Annotated in this window: 21 protein-coding genes and 1 pseudogene; 11 read left to right on the top strand and 11 right to left on the bottom strand. The window is 68.3% G+C overall.

Annotated elements, in window-relative coordinates; all coding sequences use genetic code 11:
* Window positions 1–64: 64 nt before the first annotated feature.
* On the top strand, window positions 65–496 hold the full coding sequence (locus I1A62_RS35460) for an SRPBCC family protein (RefSeq protein ID WP_219456903.1): 432 nt from the start codon (window positions 65–67) through the stop codon (window positions 494–496).
* On the opposite strand, the gene I1A62_RS35465 is transcribed toward I1A62_RS35460, so the two are convergent.
* Window positions 497–1,411: a transporter substrate-binding domain-containing protein gene (locus tag I1A62_RS35465; protein WP_219456904.1), complete on the bottom strand. Its 915-nt coding sequence runs from the start codon at window positions 1,409–1,411 to the stop codon at window positions 497–499.
* Window positions 1,412–1,475: 64 nt separating this feature from the next.
* Between I1A62_RS35465 and I1A62_RS35470 the strand changes: the two genes are divergently transcribed.
* On the top strand, window positions 1,476–3,773 hold the full coding sequence (locus I1A62_RS35470) for an ATP-dependent DNA ligase (RefSeq protein WP_219456905.1): 2,298 nt from the start codon (window positions 1,476–1,478) through the stop codon (window positions 3,771–3,773).
* On the opposite strand, the gene I1A62_RS35475 is transcribed toward I1A62_RS35470, so the two are convergent.
* On the bottom strand, window positions 3,770–4,039 hold the full coding sequence (locus I1A62_RS35475; RefSeq protein ID WP_219456906.1) for a hypothetical protein: 270 nt from the start codon (window positions 4,037–4,039) through the stop codon (window positions 3,770–3,772). The genes I1A62_RS35470 and I1A62_RS35475 overlap by 4 nt on opposite strands.
* Window positions 4,040–4,060: 21 nt before the next feature.
* Window positions 4,061–4,780 (bottom strand): hypothetical protein, encoded by a 720-nt coding sequence (locus I1A62_RS35480; RefSeq protein ID WP_257890615.1) that lies wholly within the window; start codon window positions 4,778–4,780, stop codon window positions 4,061–4,063.
* Between the two features lie 106 nt (window positions 4,781–4,886).
* On the opposite strand from I1A62_RS35480, the gene I1A62_RS35485 reads away from it, so the two are divergent.
* From I1A62_RS35485 to I1A62_RS35495, 3 genes are all read left to right on the top strand, one after another.
* A complete protein-coding gene (locus tag I1A62_RS35485) occupies window positions 4,887–5,573 on the top strand; it encodes a response regulator transcription factor (protein WP_124395013.1) in 687 nt (228 codons plus the stop codon).
* 23 nt (window positions 5,574–5,596) lie between these two features.
* The gene (locus I1A62_RS35490; RefSeq protein WP_219456907.1) at window positions 5,597–6,565 is read left to right on the top strand and encodes a HAMP domain-containing sensor histidine kinase; all 969 of its coding nucleotides are present in this window, start codon (window positions 5,597–5,599) and stop codon (window positions 6,563–6,565) included.
* Window positions 6,566–6,643: 78 nt separating this feature from the next.
* Window positions 6,644–8,119, top strand: coding sequence for a DUF4153 domain-containing protein (locus I1A62_RS35495; protein ID WP_219456908.1), 1,476 nt, complete (start codon window positions 6,644–6,646; stop codon window positions 8,117–8,119).
* A gap of 109 nt (window positions 8,120–8,228) precedes the next feature.
* Here the strand turns inward: I1A62_RS35495 and I1A62_RS35500 are convergent, their stop codons facing one another.
* Both I1A62_RS35500 and I1A62_RS35505 read right to left on the bottom strand, forming a co-directional pair.
* Window positions 8,229–9,035 (bottom strand): ABC transporter ATP-binding protein, encoded by an 807-nt coding sequence (locus tag I1A62_RS35500; RefSeq protein ID WP_219456909.1) that lies wholly within the window; start codon window positions 9,033–9,035, stop codon window positions 8,229–8,231.
* A complete protein-coding gene (locus I1A62_RS35505) occupies window positions 9,032–9,724 on the bottom strand; it encodes a FadR/GntR family transcriptional regulator (RefSeq protein ID WP_124395017.1) in 693 nt (230 codons plus the stop codon). Before I1A62_RS35505 ends, I1A62_RS35500 begins: the two co-directional genes overlap by 4 nt.
* A 95-nt stretch (window positions 9,725–9,819) precedes the next feature.
* Here I1A62_RS35505 and I1A62_RS35510 point away from each other — a divergent pair, with 95 nt between their 5' ends.
* Together I1A62_RS35510 and I1A62_RS35515 are read left to right on the top strand one after the other, a co-directional pair.
* Window positions 9,820–10,281, top strand: coding sequence for a PPOX class F420-dependent oxidoreductase (locus I1A62_RS35510; RefSeq protein ID WP_219456910.1), 462 nt, complete (start codon window positions 9,820–9,822; stop codon window positions 10,279–10,281).
* Window positions 10,282–10,359: 78 nt separating this feature from the next.
* Window positions 10,360–10,629: a hypothetical protein gene (locus tag I1A62_RS35515; RefSeq protein WP_124395019.1), complete on the top strand. Its 270-nt coding sequence runs from the start codon at window positions 10,360–10,362 to the stop codon at window positions 10,627–10,629.
* Window positions 10,630–10,773: 144 nt separating this feature from the next.
* Here the strand turns inward: I1A62_RS35515 and I1A62_RS35520 are convergent, their stop codons facing one another.
* Together I1A62_RS35520 and I1A62_RS35525 are read right to left on the bottom strand one after the other, a co-directional pair.
* Window positions 10,774–11,169 carry a helix-turn-helix domain-containing protein gene (locus I1A62_RS35520; RefSeq protein ID WP_124395020.1) on the bottom strand — a complete coding sequence of 132 codons (396 nt, stop codon included), beginning with the start codon at window positions 11,167–11,169 and terminating at the stop codon, window positions 10,774–10,776.
* A gap of 9 nt (window positions 11,170–11,178) precedes the next feature.
* Window positions 11,179–11,676, bottom strand: coding sequence for a MaoC family dehydratase (locus tag I1A62_RS35525; protein ID WP_225858399.1), 498 nt, complete (start codon window positions 11,674–11,676; stop codon window positions 11,179–11,181).
* 346 nt (window positions 11,677–12,022) lie between these two features.
* Between I1A62_RS35525 and I1A62_RS35530 the strand changes: the two genes are divergently transcribed.
* Window positions 12,023–13,738, top strand: coding sequence for an alpha/beta hydrolase (locus tag I1A62_RS35530; protein ID WP_225858400.1), 1,716 nt, complete (start codon window positions 12,023–12,025; stop codon window positions 13,736–13,738).
* A 156-nt stretch (window positions 13,739–13,894) separates the two neighbouring features.
* Here I1A62_RS35530 and I1A62_RS35535 read toward each other — a convergent pair.
* Window positions 13,895–14,536: pseudogene (locus tag I1A62_RS35535) on the bottom strand (acyl-CoA dehydrogenase family protein); the annotation flags it as partial.
* 133 nt (window positions 14,537–14,669) lie between these two features.
* Here I1A62_RS35535 and I1A62_RS35540 point away from each other — a divergent pair.
* Together I1A62_RS35540 and I1A62_RS35545 are read left to right on the top strand one after the other, a co-directional pair.
* A complete protein-coding gene (locus I1A62_RS35540; protein WP_124395026.1) occupies window positions 14,670–15,365 on the top strand; it encodes a TetR/AcrR family transcriptional regulator in 696 nt (231 codons plus the stop codon).
* Window positions 15,366–15,388: 23 nt separating this feature from the next.
* Complete coding sequence (locus I1A62_RS35545; RefSeq protein WP_225858401.1) at window positions 15,389–17,695, top strand: serine/threonine-protein kinase; 2,307 nt, start codon at window positions 15,389–15,391, stop codon at window positions 17,693–17,695.
* Here the strand turns inward: I1A62_RS35545 and I1A62_RS35550 are convergent.
* Entirely contained in the window at window positions 17,685–18,944 is a 1,260-nt protein-coding gene (locus I1A62_RS35550) for an Nramp family divalent metal transporter (RefSeq protein WP_219456911.1), read from the bottom strand. The two genes, I1A62_RS35545 and I1A62_RS35550, sit on opposite strands and share 11 nt — an antisense overlap.
* 182 nt (window positions 18,945–19,126) lie before the next feature.
* Here I1A62_RS35550 and I1A62_RS35555 point away from each other — a divergent pair, with 182 nt between their 5' ends.
* Window positions 19,127–20,305, top strand: coding sequence for a hydroxylase (locus I1A62_RS35555; protein ID WP_219456912.1), 1,179 nt, complete (start codon window positions 19,127–19,129; stop codon window positions 20,303–20,305).
* Window positions 20,306–20,340: 35 nt separating this feature from the next.
* Here the strand turns inward: I1A62_RS35555 and I1A62_RS35560 are convergent, their stop codons facing one another.
* Both I1A62_RS35560 and I1A62_RS35565 read right to left on the bottom strand, forming a co-directional pair.
* Window positions 20,341–21,642 carry a bifunctional o-acetylhomoserine/o-acetylserine sulfhydrylase gene (locus I1A62_RS35560; protein ID WP_219456913.1) on the bottom strand — a complete coding sequence of 434 codons (1,302 nt, stop codon included), beginning with the start codon at window positions 21,640–21,642 and terminating at the stop codon, window positions 20,341–20,343.
* Window positions 21,643–21,682: 40 nt separating this feature from the next.
* Window positions 21,683–22,210: an OsmC family protein gene (locus I1A62_RS35565; RefSeq protein WP_124395030.1), complete on the bottom strand. Its 528-nt coding sequence runs from the start codon at window positions 22,208–22,210 to the stop codon at window positions 21,683–21,685.
* Window positions 22,211–22,416: the final 206 nt, after the last annotated feature.

Genomic DNA, 22,416 nt, shown 5'->3' on the forward strand with positions numbered 1-22,416 from the left:
GGCTCGTGAGTACTTGTTAACCGCCCGCCGTTAACAAGTACTCACGGGCCGTTAGGCTGCCCCAATGGCGAAACTCACGGTCAAGACCGACGTTCCCCTCAGCCCACAGGACACCTGGGACAAGGCCTCGAATCTGCGGGACTTCGACAAGTGGTTCGTGGTCCACGACGGCTGGCGCGGCGAACTGCCCGAGACCCTCAGTGCCGGAACCGAGATCAGTTCCGTCGTCACGGTCAAGGGCCTCCGCAATCGCGTGAAGTGGACGATCAAGGAGTACGACGCCCCTCACCGCATCGTTCTGAAGGGTGACGGCAAGGGCGGCGTGAAGCTCGGACTGGTGCTCGACGTCAAGGCGAAGGGCGACGCCTCCGAGGTGGCGTTCACCATCGAACTGGGTGGCGCACCCCTCTTCGGCCCGATCGGCTCGGGTGTCGCGAAGGCGCTGAAGGGCGACATCGAGAAGTCCCTGCAGACGTTCGTCGAGTTGTACGCCTGATCAATCGAGGACGTGCGCGCCGCCGGTGTCGGTGATCCACTCGGCGGCAAGGGCGTCCAGCGTTCCGTCGGCGTAGAGGGAATCGACGGCCGCGGAGACGCACGCCGTGAGCGGACTGTTCTTCTCCAGCACGAGACCGAAGAATTCGGTGACGGCGTTCGGGCGCGGGAACTGCCCGACGAGGACGCTGTCCTTCACCTCGTTGGCGGTGATCTGAAACCCGGTCGGGATGTCCACCACCAGCGCGTCGATGTCGCCTGCGGCCAGGGCGGCCTTGGCGTCGTCGGTGGTGGCGAAACTGACCGGTGCCTGGCGGGGCTGCACCGTCTGCGCGATGGCGTCGAAACTCGTGGACCCCACCTGCGCGCCGAGGCGGAACGGCGCGAGGTCGGCCAGCGACTTGGCGCGCGCCGCGGGAGAGTTCTTCAGCGCCAGCACCGACTGCGTGACGGCGTAATACGGCGAACTGAAATCGACCGTCTCACGCCGGGTGTCGACGATCGTGAACTGGTCGATGGCGAAGTCGAAATCCTTCTCGCCGGCCGCCAGTGCGTCGTTGAAGTCGACGGTCTCGAAGTGCACCTGGTCCGGACCGTATCCCAGCTTTTCGACCACTTCCCGCGCCACGGCGCCCTCGTAGCCCTTGCCGTTGGACGGGTCGCCGTCGACGAACCACGGCCGGTACGACGGGCTGTCGGTGGCGACGGTGACGACGCCGTTCTGTGCGGTGACGCCGCTGCCGGGGGCGCAGTCGCCGACCGCCCGGGTGGACGGAAGTTTGGTGAACGCTTCGGGAATCGTCGACGCCTCGGCCTGCGAGTCGACCTGCGCCGTTGTGTCGGTGGAGCAGGATCCGGCGAGCAATGTCAGTGCAGCGGATATAGCGGCGGCGGCTGTCTTGGGACCTCGGTGCACCCCGCTATCTTGCCTGGCGGGTGGCGATCCGGCCAGCGAAGCGGCCGCGCGGCGCACAATATGTATGTATTGGCGGAGGGAGGAACGCGTGGCCACAGCGGGAACTCGGCAACTGACGGTCGACGGGCATCGCCTGTCCCTGACCAACCTCGGCAAGGTCCTCTACCCGGAGTCGGGCACCGCGAAGGGCGAGGTGATCGACTACTACTCGCGGATCGCGCCGGCCATGCTGCCGCACGTCGTGGACCGTCCCGCCACCCGAAAACGCTGGCCCAACGGGGTGGACAGCGAGCCGTTCTTCGAGAAGAACCTCGCGGCCTCCGCACCGGGGTGGCTGGAGCGCCGCGCACTCGAGCACTCGGATCGTTCCGTGCACTACCCGCTTCTGAACTCGGTTGCGGCCCTCGTGTGGGCGGGACAGCAGGCCGCACTCGAACTGCACGTGCCGCAGTGGCGGTTCGACGGGTTGCATCGGGGTCCGGCGACCCGCATCGTCTTCGACCTCGACCCCGGACCCGGTGTGGGTCTCGCCCAATGCGCGGAGGCGGCACGGGCCGTGCGCGACCTGGTCGCGAACCTCGGCTGGACCGCGTACCCGGTCACCAGCGGCAGCAAGGGTATTCACCTGTACGTGCCGCTCGACCGGAAGCTGGACGGTTCGGGCGCGTCGACCGTCGCGAAGCAGGTGGCGACGGGACTGGAGAAACTGCGCCCCGACCTCGTCACCGCCACCATGGCCAAGGCCGTGCGCGCCGGCAAGGTGTTCGTCGACTGGAGCCAGAACAATCCGTCCAAGACCACCATCGCCCCGTATTCGCTGCGCGGGCGCTCCCAGCCGTACGTCGCGGCGCCGCGCAGCTGGGACGAACTCGACGACCCCGACCTCCGACAGCTGAGGTTCGAGGAAGTGCTCGAACGGTGGGAGTCGGACGGCGATCTGCTCGCCGGACTCGATCCGCCGCTCGAGGACGCCGCCGCCCTCGCCGAGTACCGCCGCAAGCGTGATCCCGGACGGACACCCGAGCCGATGCCGCACACGGTGCAGCCGGGGAACGGAAACAGCTTCGTCATCCAGGAACATCACGCGCGGCGGCTCCACTACGACCTGCGACTGGAACGGGACGGGGTTCTCGTGTCGTGGGCGGTGCCGAAGAACGTGCCGACGACGACGGGGGAGAATCGCCTGGCCGTGCACACCGAGGACCATCCGCTCGAATACCTCACGTTCTCCGGGAGCATCCCGAAGGGCGAGTACGGGGGCGGTCAGATGACCATCTGGGACACGGGCACGTACGACACCGAGAAGTGGCGGGACGACGAGGTGATCATCCAGTTGCACGGTGAGCAGGTGGACGGCCGGTTCGCGCTGATCCGCACGAAGGGCGACCAGTGGCTGATGCACCTGATGAAGGACCAGACGCCGGGCGGGTCGCGGTCGTCGGAACTGCCGCGCGGGTTGTCGCCGATGCTCGCGAGCCCCGGCACCCTCGACGGCCTCGACGCCGGCGAGTGGGCTTTCGAGGGGAAGTGGGACGGCATCAGGGTGATCGCCGAGGTCAGTGGCGGCGAGCTGAGGATGACGAGCCGCGCGGGCAACGACAAGACCGGGGACTACGCGCAATTGGGTTGGCTGGCAGATTCTCTCGAAGACCACGAGGTGGTCCTCGACGGCGAAGTGGTCGCGTTCGACGAGCGGGGTGTCGCGAACTTCGGTCTGCTGCAACAAGGCAACGAGCCGCACTTCCTCGCGTTCGACGTGCTGTACCTCGACGGAGTGTCGTTGCTGCGCAAGAAGTACACCGATCGGCGACGCGTCCTCGAGGCGCTGGCGGCCAAGGTGGACGGCCTGGACGTGCCGCCGCAACTGCACGGGTCCGCGCAGGAAGCCCTGGACGAGAGCCGCGGCAAGGGGTGGGAAGGTGTGGTGGCCAAACGCCGCGAATCCGTGTACCTGCCGGGCAAGCGGGGGTCGAGCTGGATCAAGGTGAAGAACTGGCGCACACAGGAAGCCGTGATCGGCGGGTGGCGCCGCGGTCAGGGCGGGCGGTCCAGCGGCATCGGTTCGGTGCTGCTCGGCGTCCCCGAGAACGACGGCCTGCGCTACATCGGACGCGTCGGAACCGGGTTCACCGAACGGGATCTGCAGGAACTCGCATCCATTCTGGGACCGCTCGAAACCGACACCAGCCCGTTCGTCGAAGACCTGCCCACCGCCGACCGCAAGGGGGCCGTGTGGGTGACCCCCACCCTCGTCGCGGAGGTGCGGTTCATGGATTGGACCGGCTCGCGAAGACTGCGGCACCCCAGCTGGCGTGGGCTCAGGGACGACAAGTCACCCGAAGACGTCGAGGTGGAGTCCTAATACCGCCAGGGCGCCGGGTTGAAGGGGTCCACCGCCGCGGTGTCGAATGATCCGGGCGATTCCTGCGTGGGGGTGTTCAGCGCCGGGGGAGTGAAGACCGGGAGGGGTGTGGACTCCGTGTCCACGTCACGCTGCTGTTCGGTGACATTCACGTCGGCGACCGGAGGCGCGGTCCCGCCGGCCACGGCGATCCCGGCCGCGCCGACGACGGAGAGGACGAACGCCGCGCCTGCGCCGATCGCGATGCGGGTCTTGATGGGGGACATGGTGTGAACAACCTCCGGTGATCAGGGACTGACGACGGTTCCGCCGCCGACGGGGCCGACTCCGCCGGGTGCCTGCGGGACCACGGGCGGGGCGGGCTTCGGGCCGCCACCGACGGGGAACGGATTGGTTTCGGGATCGAGCACGCCCGGTTCGACCTGGCCCGGTCCGTCGAACGGACCCTTCGGCGGGAGAACGGGGTCCACCACGGGCGGATCGGCGACGACCGGCGGATCTTCTACGACGGGAGGATCGGCGACGACGGGCGGGTGAACCACGACCGGCTCCTGGTAGACGGGCGGTGCCGGCGGCACGACCTCCGGTCCCGGTGCGGCCGCTTCGGTCTCGGTCGAGTAGCCGGGGTACGCGGGGTTCCCGGGTTCGACAGGATTGACGGGTTCGACAGGATTGACCGGTTCGACGGGGTTCCACGGTTCCACCGGATTCACGGATTCCACCGAATGGCCGGGGTCCGCGACGACGATCCGGCTCGGGGGCGTCGCGAGTGCCGGCGCCGGTTGCTGCGAGATGCTCCTTTCCTGGCTCGGGGTGGGAGCCCCCTCGGTGTGTCCACCGGCAAGAACGATCGCTGCGGCTCCGGCGAGGGAGAACGTGAGGGCGGCGGTTGCGCCGATCGCGATGCGGGTTGCGGTGTGGACGATGGGGTGCCTCCGGTGAGTTCGCGGTTCCCAGCTGGGCTGATAGATCAACCTTGCGCCGCGGCCGAGGCGTTCGACAGGCACCCCAGGGTGCTGATCCACCACCCCGCGGTGGATACGCCGGCAAACCTGCACAGAATCTTCACAGGCTCTGCCCGGGATCCGCACGTGCGCGCAATACAGTCGGGGAATGAGCCAGCGAAGAGTGCTCGTCGTCGACGACGAGGCGACGATCTGCGAGGCGGTCGCGGCGCGGTTGCGTGCGGAGGGCTTCGACGTCGTGACGGCGTCGGACGGTCCTGCCGCGGTCGCGGTGTGCGAGGCCTCGTCGCCCGACGTGCTGGTGCTGGACGTGATGCTGCCGGGTTTCGACGGTCTCGAGGTCTGCCGGCGCGTCCAGGCGTCGCGGCCCGTTCCGGTGCTGATGCTCACCGCGCGCGCCGACGAGACGGACATGCTGATCGGTCTCGGCGTGGGCGCCGACGACTACCTGAGCAAACCGTTCAGCATGCGGGTGCTGGTGGCGCGGGTGCACGCGCTGCTGCGACGGGCCGATCGCGCCCACGAGACCGCGCCTGCCGAACCGGGCGGACTAGCGGTCGGCGACCTCGAGGTGGACCTCGTCGAGCGTCGCGTCCGGCGCGGAGCCGACGAAATTCACCTGACACGAACCGAATTCGACCTGCTCGCATATTTCGCCTCTCGTCCGCGGGCGGCGATTGCCCGGGAAGCGCTCCTCGCCGAGGTGTGGGGGTGGGGCGACGGGGCAGGTAGCCGGACCGTCGACAGTCATGTGAAGGCGCTGCGCCGGAAACTCGGCGGCGACCTGATCCGCACCGTGCACGGTGTCGGCTACGCACTGGACGTGCAGCGGTGACCGCGGGCCGGATCCTGGACAGGATGCCCCGACCTCTCGATCCGCTGCGATCGTTCAAGGTGAAGACGGGTCTTCTCGTCGTGGCGGCGCTGTTCTTCGCGTCGCTGATGTTCTGGGTGACTGCTCGCTGGCCGTTCCGGTACGCGCTCGTCCTGGCGTTGCTGGTGTCGCTGGCCGTGACGCAGATCCTCGCGCACGGCATGACGTCTCCGCTGCGGTCGATGACGGCCGCCGCCCGGGCGATGGCGACCGGCGACTATTCGCGCCGGGTGCGGTCGACGTCGCGCGACGAGATCGGGGAACTGGCCCGCGCGTTCAACCAGATGGCGGAGGATCTCGAGGCCGCCGACCGGTATCGACGCGAACTGATCGGCAACGTCTCGCACGAACTGCGCACCCCGATCTCCGCTCTGCAGGCACTGCTCGAGAACGTCGTCGACGGGGTGGAGGCGCCCGACCCCGCCCGGATGCGGGTCGCGCTCGATCAGACCGAGCGGCTCGGCCGCCTCGTCGCCGAGTTGCTGGACCTGTCGAGGGTGGAAGGCGGTGCGGTGCAACTCGAGCGGGAGATCTTTCCGGTCCGCGAGTTCCTCGACGACGTGGTGCGGCAGTCGGAGGACCCCCGGCGGGTGACCGTCGACGTTCAGCCGCCGCACCTGCGCGCCGACGCGGACACCGCCCGACTGCACCAGGTGGTGGCGAACCTGGTGGACAATGCTTTCCGGCACGGCCCCGCCCGCACCGAGGTGGTGGTCCGTGCCCGGCCGGATGCCGGCGGCGTGGTCCTCGAGGTGGAGGACGACGGGCCCGGTATCGCACCCGGCGAGCGGTCCCGGGTGTTCGAGCGGTTCACCCGCGGCGGCTCCACCGACGGCGGGACGGGCCTCGGCCTCGCCATCGCCCGTTGGGCGGTGGATCTCCACGACGGCCACATCGAGGTTCTCGACACGGTCGAGGGTTGCTGCATCCGGGTGAGTCTGCCCGCCGCCTGACCACAGCTTCACAACCGGGACACGACGTCCCGCGATGACGCCTGCCTTCATCCGGCAGCGACAACCAGGGAGGGATCCATGACCATCGCACCCCCGCAACCCGCAGAGCCCACCCGACGCGACTTCTGGCCGAGACAGGCCTGGCGCCGCGACCGGACGTCGATGGCGCCGCGCCCGATCGTTCTCGCGGCAGTGGCGGCGGGTGTCGTCGCGGCCCTGACCCTGCAGGTCACGGTGGTCGGTCTCGGGTACGTCCTGACCGGCACAGTGGTGGCGGTCGCCGTGTTCGCGACGCGCAGAACGATGCCGACAGCCACGCAGGCCGCCGCGATCCTCGGCGCCCTCGCCCTGCTGGCGGTGCTCAGTGTGCGCGGTGCGGGCTGGCTCGCCGCGGTCTGCGTGGCGCTGAGTTGGGTGGTGGGATCGTTCGCCCTCGTCGGCGGACGCACGTGGGCGGGTCTGGCTGCCGGGTCGTTCGCGTTGTGGTTCACTCCGCTGCGGGTGGTGCGGTGGACGCGCCGGGGCGCGCGGCGGTGGCACGCGACCGGGACGGTGCCCGTGAGCCGGGTGTTCGGGGTTGCCGCCGTGACGGTCGTATTGCTGCTGGTATTCGGTTCGCTGTTCGCCGGCGCGGACGCGAGTTTCGCCGCACTGCTCGGCCGGGCCGCTCCGACCGTCCACGTGTCGAATCCGTTCGGGAGGTTCGTGCTCGGCGTTCTGGTGTGCGGCGGGACCCTGGGGGCCGCGTACCTGCTGCGGCGAACACCCCGCGTCGATGCGCTCGCCCCGCGGCCGGGACACCCGGTTGCCCGGTGGGAGTGGGCGATCCCGGTGGCACTGCTGGATCTGCTGTTCCTCGGATTCGTCGCGGTGCAGCTGACGGTGCTGTTCGGCGGGAACACGCACGTGCTGACCACGGCGGACCTGACGTACGCCGAATACGCGCGACAGGGTTTCTGGCAGTTGCTGGCGGTGACCGCGCTGACGCTGCTGGTGATCGCCGTCGCGGTGCGGAAGGCGTCGCGGGTGGAGGTCGCGGACCGGGTGCTCGTGCGGGTGCTGCTCGGACTGCTGTGCGGTTTGTCGCTCGTCGTCGTCGCGTCGGCGATTCACCGGATGTCGTTGTACGAGAGCCAGTACGGGTACACGCGGCTGCGGGTGACGGTGCTGGTGACCGAGCTGTGGCTGGGTCTGGTGTTCGTGCTGCTGATCGCGGCGGGCGTGCGGTTGTCGGGGCGGTGGCTGCCCCGCGCCGTCCTGGCGTCCGCGGTGGCCGGGGTGCTGCTGGTCGCCGCGATCGACCCGGACGCGTACGTGGCCAGGAAGAACGTGGAGCGGTTCGGTGACACCGGGCGAATCGACGTGAGCTACCTCGGTTCGCTGTCCGTCGACGCCGTCCCCGCCCTCGACCGGCTGCCGGAACCCGAACGGTCCTGCGCCCTGTACCGACTCGACCGGCAGGTCAGCGGCGAGTCGGAGTGGTACGAGTACAACGCGGCCCACAGTCGCGCGAAGGAATTGCTGGCCGCGCATCCCGTCGGTGCGTGCGAGTAGCCGGGTCCCCGTGCGCTGTTTGCGGACCGATTTGCTGGAATCACGCGCAATTGCGCGGGAATCTGACCAATCCGTGTGCGGCTGTGGCGAATGACGGCCCGCAGCCGGGCTAGCCGACCGGCTCGGGCACCCGCGTCTGCGCGATCCACCGGCCGCGTTGCCGGTGGATCTCGATGGGGTGGTCGAAGCATTCGCTGATGGCGGCGGTGGTGAGGACGTCCGCGACGTCGCCCTGTGCGATGACGCGGCCGTCGCGGATGAGGACGGCGTGGGTCGTGGTGGTGGGGATTTCCTCGAGGTGGTGGGTGACGAGGATGCTGGCGAGGCTGGGGTAGCGTTCGCGCAGTTCGTCGAGGGCGGTGAGGAGTTGTTCGCGCGCCGCGAGATCGAGTCCGGTGGCGGGCTCGTCGAGCAGGAGGAGTTGCGGTTCCGCCATCAGGGCCCGTGCGATGAGGGCGCGGCCGCGCTCACCCTGGGACAGGTTGGGCCACAGGGCGTCCGCGTGCCTTTGCATGCCGAGAGAGGCGACCAGTTCGTCGGCGCGGGCGATCTGCTCCGCAGCCGGCGACCATCGCGGCGGGAAGTCGGGTGTGTTGGTGAGGCCGGTGAGCACGACGTCGCGCACCGTCAGAGGTGCGTCGATCCGGTAGCGCGGGTTCACGTGCCCGATGTGGGCGCGCAATTCGCGCATGTCGACGCGGCCCAGCTGGTGGCCGAGGACGCGGACGGTGCCGCGCGTCGGGTGTGCGACGGCGCCGAGCATGCTCAGCATCGTGCTCTTGCCAGCGCCGTTCGCGCCGAGCAACACCCAGTGCTGGCCGCGTTCGATGCGGAGGCTGATGTCGCTGAGCAGATACCGTCCGCTCCGCACGAGGTCGACGTGTTCGATGCTGACGACCGAATCGGGGGTGGTCACTGATTTCCGCCTTTCCGCAGAATCGACATGGTCGGGTCGAGGTTGGCGGCGGTGGCGGCGACGGCCGCCTCGGCGTCGCCGGATTCGAGTGCGCGCACCAGATCGTCGTGGGCGCAGCTGGTGTCGGGCCGTCCCGGTTCGTGGTCGACGAGTTCGGCCAGCGCGTCGACGAGGAGCGGCCGGATCGAATCGAACAGGGCGGACAGGATCGAGTTGCCGGCGATCTCGAGGATGGCGGCGTGGAAGTCGAGGTCGGCGGCGACGAAGACGGCGGTCGACGAGGTGGTGCTGTCGTGCCGGGTGGACAGCTGTTCGCGCAGCCGCCGGAGGTCCTCGGGGCGTGCGCGTTCCGCGGCGAGCCGGGCGGCCTCGATCTCGAGGGCGCGTCTCACCTCGTACACCTCGAGCAGTCGGGCGCGGCGCAGCAGCTTCCCGAGGCCCGCACCGCTCGTGGGGGGTTGCGCGACGAACGTGCCGACGCCGTGCCGCACGTCGAGCAGGCCGTCGCGGGCGAGCAGGCGAACGGCTTCGCGGACGGAGGACCGGCCGACGCCCAGTTCGGTGGCCAGTTCGGCCTCGCTGGGGATGCGGGTGCCGAGCGTCCACTCGCCGTCCCGGATCCGGGAGGTGAGGAGTTCCTCGAGCTGGGGGACCAGCGGTCCGCTGCGGAGGGTGGGACGTGCGGCCATGGGGCGACGCTAGCACAGTCCTCAGACGTCTGAGGACTGGCCCGGGGCCTAAGGTGGGTCCGGGAAGAACCACCGCAGCAGAGGAGAGGTGCACCATGGCCGTCGCCACCGCAGACCGTGTCACGAGGGAAGAGTTGCTCGACTTCGTCCGCCCGCGCCATCGCAGCGTGCTGATCACCCGGAAACGCTCCGGCGGCCTGCAGATCTCCCCGGTCACGTCGGGACTCGACTCGGAGGGCCGGATCGTCGTCGCCACCTACCCGCAGCGCGCCAAGGCCGCGAACGTGCGGCACGACGCCGCCGTGAGCGTGTGCGTGCTGTCCGACGAGTTCAACGGCGCGTACGTGCAGATCGACGGCACGGCCGAGGTGCTGGACCTGCCCGACGCGCTCGAACCGCTGGTGGAGTACTTCCGCGGCATCTCCGGCGAGCATCCCGACTGGGACGAGTACCGGGACGCCATGCGGAAGCAGAACAAGAGCCTGATCCGGATCACCATCGACGAGTGGGGGCCCATCGCGACCGGTGGTTTCCCGCCGGGCACCGATCGCGGATAGGTCCCCGTCGCCGCACTCCGGTTCGTTAGCAATCACTGTGCTATTTTTGCTAACAACCGAGTCGCGAAGGAGACCACCATGACCACCCCCACCCCGAATCCCAAGTCCACCAACGCGAAGACGGAGGCCAAGTCCGTCGGCTCGCAGGTCGTCGACGCCGCCAAGAAGGCAGGCAACCTGTCGCTGGACACATACGAGAAGGCTCTCGACAGCAGCCTCGACTTCCACACCAACCTCGCCGACGCGAGCACCTTCGAGTGGATCGGTACCGTCACCCGCGCCCAGGCCACGCTCGTGCGGGAGGTGAGTGCCGCGGCGACGTCTGCGGCCCGTGAACTGCTGAAGTAAGCCGCGATCCCGAGCGCCCACGGTTGTCCCCGATGGACGCCGTGGGCGATCGCCGTCCGGTCCGTCCCCACGCTCATGACATTTCGTATCGTCGACGGCGTCGCCACGGTTGGACGCGAGAATCCGTCGTCGGCGGGGGACCTGTCAGTCGTCGACGCCTGAGTCGTCGCCCGCCGCCGGCCGTCCCCGCTTGCGCTTGCCTCGGGTGACCTCGCGGAACGCCTCGTACATCTCCACGAGGGCCTTGCGCTGTGCGTTCGTCAGGTCGGGGTCCTGATCGATCGCGGTGGCGACCCCGGACACGGCTCGAGGTTCGTCAGGGAGCTGCCCGAGCAGCATGTCGGTCGACATCTGCAGATGCTCGGCGATCGCGTCGAGCACCCGCTCGCTCGGTTCGCGGAGGTTGCGCTCGATCTGGGAGAGATATGGATTGGAGATGCCGACCATCGCGGCGAACTGCCGCATCGGGAGCTCGGCCAGCTCCCGCTGTCGCCTGATCAGTTCCCCCAGGGTGCGATAGCGTGCTTCCTCGTCGACCACTCCATCAGGTTAACCGGCGAGGAATCGAAGCAGCATCTCCGCGATGCACACCGGACGGCTGCCGCCCGCAACGTCGAAGGTGAGGGCGATGGTGGCCTGATATCCGCCGGTGCACGGCTCGACAGCCACGAGGTCGGCGACCGCGCTCAGCATCGAATCCACCGGAACGGGTGCCGGAAACCGCACCTTGTTCAGCCCGTAGTTGACGACCTGGTCGCAGTCGGACACCTCGAAGATCTCCCACAGCAGGGGGACCGCGAGCGAGAGCGTGAGGTACCCGTGCGCGATCGTGGTGCCGAACGGGCCGGTCCGCGCACGATCGTGGTCGACGTGAATCCACTGACGGTCGTCCGTGGCCTCGGCGAAGGTGTCGATGCGATCCTGCGTGACCACCATCGTCCCGGACGAACCCAGCCGGGTACCGACCAACGCCGGCAGCTCCGCCATCGTGACACTGCGTGCCGGTGTGTGGGTGGTGGCACCCGCTGCCGAAGTGGATGTGTTCATGGATCCCCGTCGATGAATGGGTGAATTTCTTCCGGCTCACCCGCGGAGATCGGACAGTAACGCACACGCCGGCTTCGCGCGAATTGATCCCACACTCTTTCCCGTGCCCGCACGGTGTCGCATGCCTGTGGACTGCGACACCAAAACAGTTACCGCTGACGGAATTTCGATCAAGAATTTGGCTCTTGTTTCCATTTTCGACATATGTCCCAAGAATGTCGAAGATGATCTTGCTCGAAATTTTTCATTACGCGCGGGTAACTATTCTTGGTGCTTATGATCCGGTCTACGCCGGACGAATCCCCGCGACGGGGTGACAGGTCCAGGTGCAGACAGAGGAGAACCGTTGACCAAGACAGCGGAGACGAAGGTGGCACTCGTGACACCCGATGCCACCCCCGATGGACAGGACCGCACGGGCGGGTTCGGCGTGCGGAGCGCGGTGAGCGCGGTGGCGGGTGCCGTCGGGCAGGGCCGGGTGGTCCTCGACGAGTCCCTTCGCCTCGGGCGCGAACTGACGAAGATCGCGGTGGGCCGCTCGGAGGTGGCTCCGCACGGGGGCGATCGGCGGTTCACCGACCAGGCGTGGACGAGCAATCCCCTCTACCACCGCGTGCAACAGACCTACCTTGCTTCCGTCGACGCGATCGACGGCGTCGTCGAGGAGTGGGGCCGACGGGTCGACCAGCGTCGCGCGCAGGAAGCCGCGTTCGTGTCGGCCGTCCTCACCAGCGCGCTCGCGCCGACGAACTACTTGCCCACCAACCCGGCGGCCGTGAAGGAGGCATTCGACACCGGCGGCATGAGCCTGGTGCGCGGCGCCCGCAACTACGTTTCCGACCTGCGCCGTAACGGTGGGATGCCGCAGATGGTCGATCCCGATGCCTTCACCGTCGGCGTCGATCTGGCCGTGACGCCGGGAGCCGTCGTCGCCCGCGACGAGGTCGCCGAGGTCTTGCAGTACACGCCGACCACGGAGACCGTGTACGAGCGGCCGGTGCTCGTGGTGCCGCCGCCGATCGGCCGCTTCTACTTCCTCGACCTGCGTCCCGGACGCAGCTTCGTCGAGCACGCGGTGTCCCGGGGTCTGCGGACGTTCATGCTGGCATGGCGTAATCCGCAAGCAGAACAGGGCGATTGGGATCTCGATACGTACGCGCAACGCGTGTCGGACGCGATCGACGAGGTCCGGGAGATCACCGGCAGCGACGACGTCAACGTGATCGGGTTCTGCGCCGGCGGCCTCATCACCACCGCGCTGCTCAACCATCTCGCAGCCACCGGGGACACCCGCGTGCACAGCATGTCGTACGCCGTGACGATGCTCGATTTCGCGGACCCGGCGGGGCTCGCGGCGTTCTCGGGACCGAGTCTGCTGAAGTTGGTGAAGGGTCGGTCCCGGCGGAACGGCATCATCTCCGCCCGCGACATGGGTAGTGCCTTCACCTGGATGCGCCCGAACGATCTCGTCTTCAACTACGTGGTCAACAACTACCTCATGGGGCGCACGCCACCGGCCTTCGACATTCTCGCCTGGAACGCCGACGGCACCAACCTGCCAGGTGCGCTGCACGTCCAATTCCTCGACATCTTCGAGGACAACTCCCTCGCAACGCCGGGAGCGATGACGTCGCTCGGCACACCCGTCGACCTCGGCAGGATCACCGTGCCCACCTTCGTCTCCGGCGCGATCGCCGATCACCTCACATCGTGGAAGAACTGCTACCGCACAACCCAGCTGCTGTCGGGAGACAGCAAGTTCGTGCTCAGCTTCTCCGGGCACATCGCCAGCCTCGTCAACCCGCCCGGCAACCCGAAGTCGCACTACTGGGAAGGCGGCGAGCCGGGACCCGATCCCGAGGCGTGGCTCGACGCGGCGACGAAGAAGACCGGCAGCTGGTGGGAACCGTGGGCCGACTGGGTCTCCGAACGGGCCGGCGAGCGAATCACCGCCAGTACACGCCTGGGCAGCGACGAGCACACCGTCCTGGGCGACGCACCCGGTCTCTACGTGCGCGATCTGCTTCCCTCGCAGGTCGGGGAACAAGCGGAACGTAACTAACCGTCCGATTAGGCCGCTGTTCGAGCACCCGCTCGAGTGGTCGAACGGCGGTTCGGACGATCATGGCGCGAGAGGACACCTGACGTGAATACCAACGTGGTCCAGTTGCTGCTGTTGCTCGCCGGTGCACTCGGCGGCACCGGCGCTCTGCAGGCACTACTCGCGCGGCGGTCCGAGCATGCGTTCGGCGATCACGTTGAGCTGCACCTTGGTGGTGCCGCCGTAGATGGTGGTGGCGCGGCCGGCGATCAACAGCTCCATCGCCTTGTCGCTCGGCCCCCCGGGGGTGGCACATAGGCCTCCATCTTCTGGCTCAGCGCCACCCGCTCGCCGGCCAGCGTCGTGCGCGCCACGTTCCAGCCGTCGTTCATGTTCCTGACCACGTTCGCGTAGGGGATGAACACGTCGTCGAGGAAGACCTCGTTGAACAGGACCGACCCGGTCATCTCGCGCAGCGGCCCGACGGTCACGCCCGGCGTCGACATGTACAGCGATGCCCATGTGCGCGCACTTGTGCTCGACACCCTGGAACTGGCCGATCGGACGCCCGAACTGCACGCGGGTTTTCGCGTACTCGGACGCGGTGGACACGCACCAGGACATCACGCCGAGCGCCTCCGCGCCGAGAATGACGGTGGCCACGGACCGGACGCGCTACTCGGTGAGCCCGCCGAGGATCCGATCGGCGCCCACCCGGACGCCGGCGACCGTGATCCGTGCCGAACCGCGGAGCACGTCGGTGCTGTCCTGTTGCGTGACGGTGACGTTGGCGGAATCGACTACGGCCCAGCGGACGTCGGCGTCGGGATGACGAAATTCGAGTGCCCATTGCGGATCCCGAGTCCGGAAAAATATGTGTACGACACCCTGTCTCGCCAAAGTGTGTGAGACAGGCTGTCCCGTCAACAGTTCGATGGGTAACGTATGGGCGATGCCGGACAAAGTGGAAACCGCCGCGTCGCCCCAGGGTGACGGCCGCGCCACGCGCTGGGAGGACCACAAGGCGGAACGCCGCAGCCGGATTCTCGAAGCCGCGATGGAGGCCATCAACGAGGACGGCCCCGACGTGGGTGTCCAGCAGATCGCGAACCGCGCCGACGTACCGCGGTCGGTGGTCTACCGGATCTTCACCGATCGCGGCGACCTCGACGAGCAGTTGCGCGGCCGCATCATCGAACGGCTGATGGCGGACCTCGCGCCCACGTTGACCCCCGAGGGGACCGTCGGCGAGGCGATCGCGCGCGCGGTCGAGACGTACCTGCGGTGGATCGTGGAATACCCGCGGCTCCACCAGTTCCTCGGCACCGGATCCCCGAGCAGGCGTACCACCGGTTCGCGTGTGGTGACGGGCACGAAGACCGCGATCGCGCTCCAGTTGTCGGGTCTGCTCGCGACGGTCCTCGACGCGGTCGCCGGCAACTCCGACCTGGCCGAGTCGCTGGCCTTCGGATTGGTGGGACTCGTCGATGCCAGCGTCAACCGGTGGCTGAGCAACCCGCAGTCGCCGCTCGGCAGCGGCGACCTCGCCGAGTTCCTCGAGGTGTCGATCTGGCAAGTGCTGCACGGCAATCTGACGCGGATCGGCGTCACCATCGACCCGTCGACACCGGTGTCGGAACTGCAGTAGTCGGACGGGCATGGCCAGCTACCATGGCTTTCATGCCCTCCCGGCGAGGTTCACCGGCCGCTTCCGAGCAGGCCTGGGTGTCGGACACGGCGGTCGGCGACGCCGTCGCGCGCTTCGCCAGTGCCTGGGAGTCCTCGTCGTCCGCACCCGATCTGGTCGCGTATCTGCCCGTCTCTCCAGCACTCCGCCGGGTCACGCTCGTCGAACTGATCAAGGTAGACCTGGAGAAGCGCTGGCTGCGCGGCGACCACCCGAAACGGCTGGCGCAATACTGCGAGGAGCTGCCCGAACTGCGACGGTGGCCGCTGCCGCCGGACCTGCTGTACGAGGAGTTCCACATCCGGCGGCGCAGCGGCGAGCCGGTCGAGGCCGGCGAGTACACGGTGAGTTTTCCCGGGCAGGCGGACGAACTCGAAGAACTGCTCGGCACCGGCGAATACCTGAGCACCCTGCTACACGGGGAGCAGGCGTCGACGGTGTCCGCGGGGAATGCCGGCGCCCTCGACGATCTCGAGGCGGGTCGTCGGATCGACGACTTCGACCTCGTGACCCTCCTCGGCCGGGGCGCGTTCGCGCGGGTGTTCCTCGCCCGGCAGCGGTCGCTGCAGCGGATGGTCGCGGTGAAGATCTCCGAGGATCACGGCACCGAACCGCAGACCCTGGCCCAGTTCGACCACGACTACATCGTCCGGGTCTTCGATCAGCGACTCCTCGCGGGCCGCGACCTGCGACTGCTGTACATGCAGTACGTGCCGGGGGGAACGCTGCTCGACGTGGTCGCGCGGGTGCGGGAGACGCCGCCGGAATCGCGCAGCGGCGCCGTGCTGCTGGACGCGATCGACCGGGCGCTGGTCGGCCGGGGCGAGATTCGGCCCAGCGAATCCGGGGTGCGCCAGGAGATCGCGACGCTGACGTGGCCCGAGACGGTGGCCTGGCTCGGCCGCAGGCTCGCGCAGGCGCTCGACTACGCGGGCGCGCACGGCGTACTGCACCGCGACGTCAAACCGGCCAACGTGCTGCTGACGGCGGAGGGCGTCCCGAAGCTGGCCGACTTCAACATCAGTTTCAGCGGCAACATCGCCGGTGCCAGTCCGGTCGCCTACTTCGGCGGGTCGCTGGCCTACATGTCACCGGAACAGCTCGAGGCGATCCACCCGGACCGGCCGGGCACCCCCGGCGACCTCGACACCCGCAGCGACCTGTACTCACTCGCCGTCGTCCTGTGGGAGTTGCTGACCGGTGCAAGACCTTTCGACGACAGCGACGCCGAGTTGCACTCCCACCCGCCCGGCGATCGCACCACCCTCGACGCGATGCTCGCGCGGCGCCGGGGACACGACGAACCGGCCGCGGGCGAACTGCCCGCCGACTGCCCGAACGCGCTGCGGCGGGTGCTGCTCAAATCGCTGGCACCGGAACCGAAGGACCGGTACTCCTCCGGCGCCGAACTCGCCCAGCAACTCGACGTCTGCCTCGACGCGCACGCCCGCGATCTGGTCGACCCGCCGCCGGGGAGCCGGCGCCTGCGGATGCGCCGGTGGACGCACCCGATCATGTTCCTGGCCATCGCCGTTCCCAACTTCCTGGCCATCCTCTACAGCTACCACCACAACAGCACCCTGATCATCAGCAAGCTGCCGCCCGACGCGCAGGAGAACTTCGTACGGATCACCCGGATCGACTACACGATCGCGTTCCTGATCGGGACCGTGGGCACTGTGTCGATGGTGATCTACCTGACGGTGGTCGCGGCCGGTCTGCGCCGGGGGCGGGTGTACTCCGGCGCGCAACTCGCGCGTGCCCGCAAGGACACTCTGCTGCTCGGCCAGCGGTGCGCCCTGCTGTGCCTCGGACTGTGGGTGGTCACCGGCATCATCGTGCCGATCACGCTGGAGGTGAGCGGCAGTGAGGTTCCGTGGAACACCGTCGTCCACTTCACCGCGTCACAGCTGGTCTGCGGGGCGATCGCCGTGGTCTACCCGTTCTTCTTCGTGAACTTCTACGCCGTGCGCTGCCTCTACCCGGTCTTCCTGCGGCATGGCGAGATCAGTGCCTCGGACGCCCGGATGCTGCGGCGGCTGGGGCGGCGCAGCACGTTCTTCCTCGCCGCGGCCGCCGCCGTGCCGCTACTCGGGGTCGCGGGGGCCACGTTCATTCCCCCGGAGGACATGCCTCGGGTCATCGTCGCGCTCCGCGTCCTGTGCGTCGGCAGCGTCGTCGCGTTCCTCGGGGCCTACTGGATGTTCCGGATGCTGTCGGAAGACCTGCAGGCGCTGCAGCGTGTCGTGTCCGGGGCGCCGCGGCACGAACGATCCGGTCTCAACCCGTGAACGTCAGCCAGAGCAGCGACACGTTGAGCACGACGATCAGCGCCGCCGCCACCGAGGCGGCGACCGTGGTGGCCGTCGCGTTGCGGTGGACGCCCATCAGGTCGCGGTCCGACGTCATCCGCACGAGGGGGACGACTGCGAACGGGATGCACAGGCTGAGGACCACCTGACTGAGGACCAGCGCGAACGTGGGGTCGACGCCGGCCGCCAGCACGACCAGCGCGGGGATCAGGGTGACCACCCGGCGCAGCAGCAGCGGAATGCGCATCGACAGCAGTCCGTACATGATCTCGGAGCCGGCCGCGCAGCCGATCGACGTGGAGGCCAGACCGGACGCCAGCAGGCCCACGGCGAAGATGACCGCGACGGTGGGGCCGAGCGAGTTCTGGATGGCGGCGTGCGCGCCGTCGATCGAATCGGTGCCGGGAATGCCGCGCAGGGCCGACGCGGCGAGCAGCAGCATGCCGATGTTCACGGCACCCGCCACGATCAGCGCACCGACCACGTCCCACTTCGTCACCCGCAGCAGTCGCGCGAGGCGGGGGCCTTCGAGGTCGTTCCCGTGCCGGTCGCGGGCGAGGGCGGAGTGGAGGTAGATCGCGTGCGGCATCACGGTGGCGCCGAGCATGCTCGCGGCGAGCAGCACCGTCTCGGTGCCCTCGAATCGTGGCACGAGGCCGGCGAGTGCGTCCGGGCCCGACACGTCGGTGAACGCGAGTCCGGTGAGGAACCCGACGGTGATGATCGTGAGGAGGCCGATGACGACGAACTCGAACGTCCGCTGACCGCGGCGGCTCTGGATCGACAGGATGCCCATCGACACGACGCCGGTGATGAGGCCGCCGACGAACAGGGGGACGCCGAACAGGAGATTGAGCGCGATCGCGCCGCCGATCACCTCGGCGAGGTCGGTGGCGATCGCCATCGCCTCCGCCTGCAACCAGAACGCGCGACGGTTGCCGGTCCGCAGGCGCGTGCCCAGCATCTCCGGCAGCGATTTGCCGGTGACGAGGCCGAGCTTGGCGGACAGATATTGCACCAGCACGGCCATGGCATTGGCGAGCACGAGGACCCAGACGAGCAGGTACCCGTACTTCGCGCCCGCGGTGAGGTTGGCGGCCACGTTGCCGGGGTCGACGTACGCGATGGCCGCCACGAAGGCCGGTCCGAGGAGCGCGACTGTTCGGAGACTGCCCTTGCGGGACCGCCTGCGGCGCGGGAGGAGAGGGCTGGGGGCCTCGATGCTCACGGAGCTCCTGATCGTGGTCGCTGGATCTACCTGCTGATTCGTATCTCCGCACTATAGATTTAGGTGCTACGAACTTTCAAGTGCGGAGCGTGGATCGGTTCCGAATCGGCACGCCGGGGCTATATTGACTAGAACGTGTTCTACTCACGATGTGTTCCAGTCACGGCGGAAGGGGAGTCCCGATGGGTCAGGTTCTCGACAGAATCGAAGCCGTCGCCGAGGAGATTCGCGGGCAAGCCGTCCGGTCGGAGGCGGACTGCCGGCTCACCGACACCGCCGCCGGCCTCCTGCGTGACTCCGGGGCGATCCGGCTGCTGCAGCCCAAGCTGTACGGCGGCCTCGAGGTGCACCCCCGCGAGTTCGCCGAGACCGTGATGGGGATCGCCGCACTCGACGGCGCGAGCGGGTGGGTCGCCGGGATCGTCGGCGTGCACCCGTGGGAACTGGCGTTCGCCGCCCCGCGGGTGCAGGAGGAGATCTGGGGCGAGGACAACGACACGTGGATGGCGTCGCCGTACGCGCCCATGGGTGTCGCGACACCGGTCGACGGCGGATACGTCCTGAACGGTCGGTGGTCGTTCTCGTCGGGCACCGACCACTGTCAGTGGGCGTTCCTCGGGGCGATGGTCGGCGACGGTGAGGGCGGCATCGCGCTGCCGCCGTCGTCGCTGCACGTGATCCTGCCGCGCACCGACTATCAGATCGTCGAGGACACGTGGGACGTCATCGGACTGCGCGGAACGGGAAGCAAGGACCTGATCGTCGAAGGGGCGTTCGTCCCCGGTTACCGGACGTTGAACGCGTCGAAGGTGATGGACGGGCGGGCGCAGAAGGAGGCGGGCAGACCGGAACCGCTGTTCAACATGCCTTACTCCTGCATGTTCCCGCTCGGCATCACCGCCGCCGTCATCGGCATCACCGAGGGCGCGCTGGCCTGTCACATCGCGGTGCAGAAGGACCGTGTCGCCATCACGGGCCAGAAGATCAAGGAGGACCCGTACGTCCTCAGTGCGATCGGAGAATCCGCCGCCGAGATCAATGCGTCCCGGGTCTCCCTCATCGAGACCGCCGACCGGTTCTACGACAAGGTCGACGCGGGCAAGGAGGTCACGTTCGAGGAGCGTGCGATCGGACGCCGCACTCAGATCGCCGCGGCCTGGCGTGCGGTGCGTGCCGTCGACGAGATCTTCGCGCGCGCAGGCGGTGGCGCGCTGCACTACAAGACTCCGATGCAACGGTTCTGGCGGGACGCCCACGCCGGTCTCGCGCACGCGGTCCACGTGCCCGGACCCACCAACCACGCGAGCGCGCTCACTCAGCTCGGCGGCGAACCGCAGGGGATGATGCGCGCGATGATCTGAATGCCGGGGGCCGAGTCTCGGCCCCCGGCATCGGATCAGACTGCGGCCGCGGCAAATCCGGTCTCGAGGTCGGCGAGGATGTCGTCGATTCCCTCGATGCCGACCGCGAGGCGGACCAGTCCGGGCGTCACACCGGCAGCGAGCTGCTCCTCCGGGGTGAGCTGCGAGTGCGTCGTCGACGCCGGGTGGATCACCAGCGAGCGCACGTCACCGATGTTCGCGACGTGGCTGTGGAGGGTGAGCGCGTTGACGAACTTCTTGCCGGCGTCGACGCCGCCTGCGAGTTCGAATGTCACGATCGCACCCGGACCCTTCGGGGTGAGCTGCCGTGCGCGCTCGTGCCACTGCGAGGACGGCAGACCCGCGTACGACACGGATGTCACGTCCGCGCGCGCCTCGAGGAACTCGGCGACCTTCTGCGCGTTGGCGACGTGCCGCTCCACCCGCAGGCTGAGCGTCTCGATGCCCTGGGCGATGAGGAACGCGTTGAACGGGGCGACCGCCGAGCCGAGGTCGCGCAGCAACTGCACGCGTGCCTTCAGTGCGTAGGCCGGGGCGCCGAGGTCCGCGAACACGACGCCGTGGTAACTCGGATCCGGGGTGGTGAAATTGCCGTGCCTGCCCTGGGTCCAGTCGAACGTGCCGCCGTCGACGATGACGCCTGCGATCGCCGTGCCGTGGCCGCCGAGGTACTTGGTGGCCGAGTGCACCACGATGTCCGCCCCGTGCTTCAGCGGCTGCAGCAGATACGGTGTGGCCACCGTGTTGTCGACGATCAGCGGAATCCCATTGTCGTGACCCACCTTCGAGATTCCCGGGATGTCCAGGATGTGGTTCTTCGGGTTGGCGATCGTCTCACCGTAGAACGCCTTGGTGTTCGGGCGGATGGCACTGCGCCACTGCTCGAGGTCGTCCGGGTCTTCGACGAACGAGACCTCGATGCCGAGCTTCGGCAGCGTGTAGTGGAAGAGGTTGTACGTGCCGCCATACAGGTACGGGCTGGAGACGATGTGGTCGCCTGCCTCCGCGAGGTTCAGTACCGCAAAGGTTTCCGCGGCCTGCCCCGACGACAGCAGCAGGGCGGCGACGCCGCCTTCGAGGGCGGCGATGCGCTGCTCGACCGCGTCCTGGGTGGGGTTCATGATGCGGGTATAGATGTTGCCCGGCTCGGCCAGACCGAACAGTGCGGCAGCATGGTCGGTGCTGTCGAACGTGTACGAGGTGGTCTGGTAGATCGGCAGCGCCCGCGCCTTGGTGGTCGCGTCGGACGTCTGCCCGGCGTGGATCTGCTTGGTCTCGAACGACCAGTTGGCGGTGGGATCGATGCTCTCGGTCACGAGTGGAGTCCTCCGTATTCGGTGCAGTGGATGTGGTGAATCAGTTGTCGCCGGTGAGTGTTTCGACCACGGTGTGGACCGGGGTCGGATTGCGGGTCAGGTCGAGGACGGGGCAGTGCGCATCGACCGCTTCCTGCAGTTCGAGGTAGCGCTCCCGCGGTTCCGGGCCGGTGAGTGTCACGACGACGCGCACCTCGCCGAACCCGGGGCGGACGGCGTCGTCGAAGCCGAAGAACCCGCGCACGTCGAGGTCGCCCTCCGCGCGCGCCGAGATGTCGTCGACGCGCACGCCGAGCTTCTCGGCCCACAAGCGGTACGTCACCACCTGGCAGGAGAGCAGTGAAGCGAGGTAGTACTCCACGGGATTGGCGGCGGAGTGCTCGCCGCCGAGCGCGGGCGGCTCGTCCACCTCGACGCTGTACTTGCCGAGCGAGACGGTGCTCGCGACGGCGTCGTGGGCCTGCGCGGAGGCGGTGAAGACGACGTGAGCGTTCGCGGAATCCTGCGACACCGCGTCGCGGGTGGCGCTGATGACGGACGTGAGATGTGAAACGGATGCAGTGGTCACGAGATGCGAATCCTTCGAAAACGTGGGTGTGCAGAGACAACCCGGCGTGGGAGAACATCACGCCGGGACGGGTCCGATCAGGAGATCGGACACCCCGAGGTACACACCAGTGCGAAATCGACGTGGCGGCGCCGCGTCAGCAGCTCGCCTGAGTCGATCACGCCGGATTCGGTCACGGATCAGACTGTAACCGCACGACACGCATT

Origin of the sequence: Rhodococcus sp. USK10 (assembly GCF_019378875.1) — a bacterium.
Classification (GTDB): Bacteria; Actinomycetota; Actinomycetes; order Mycobacteriales; family Mycobacteriaceae; genus Rhodococcus_F; species Rhodococcus_F pseudokoreensis.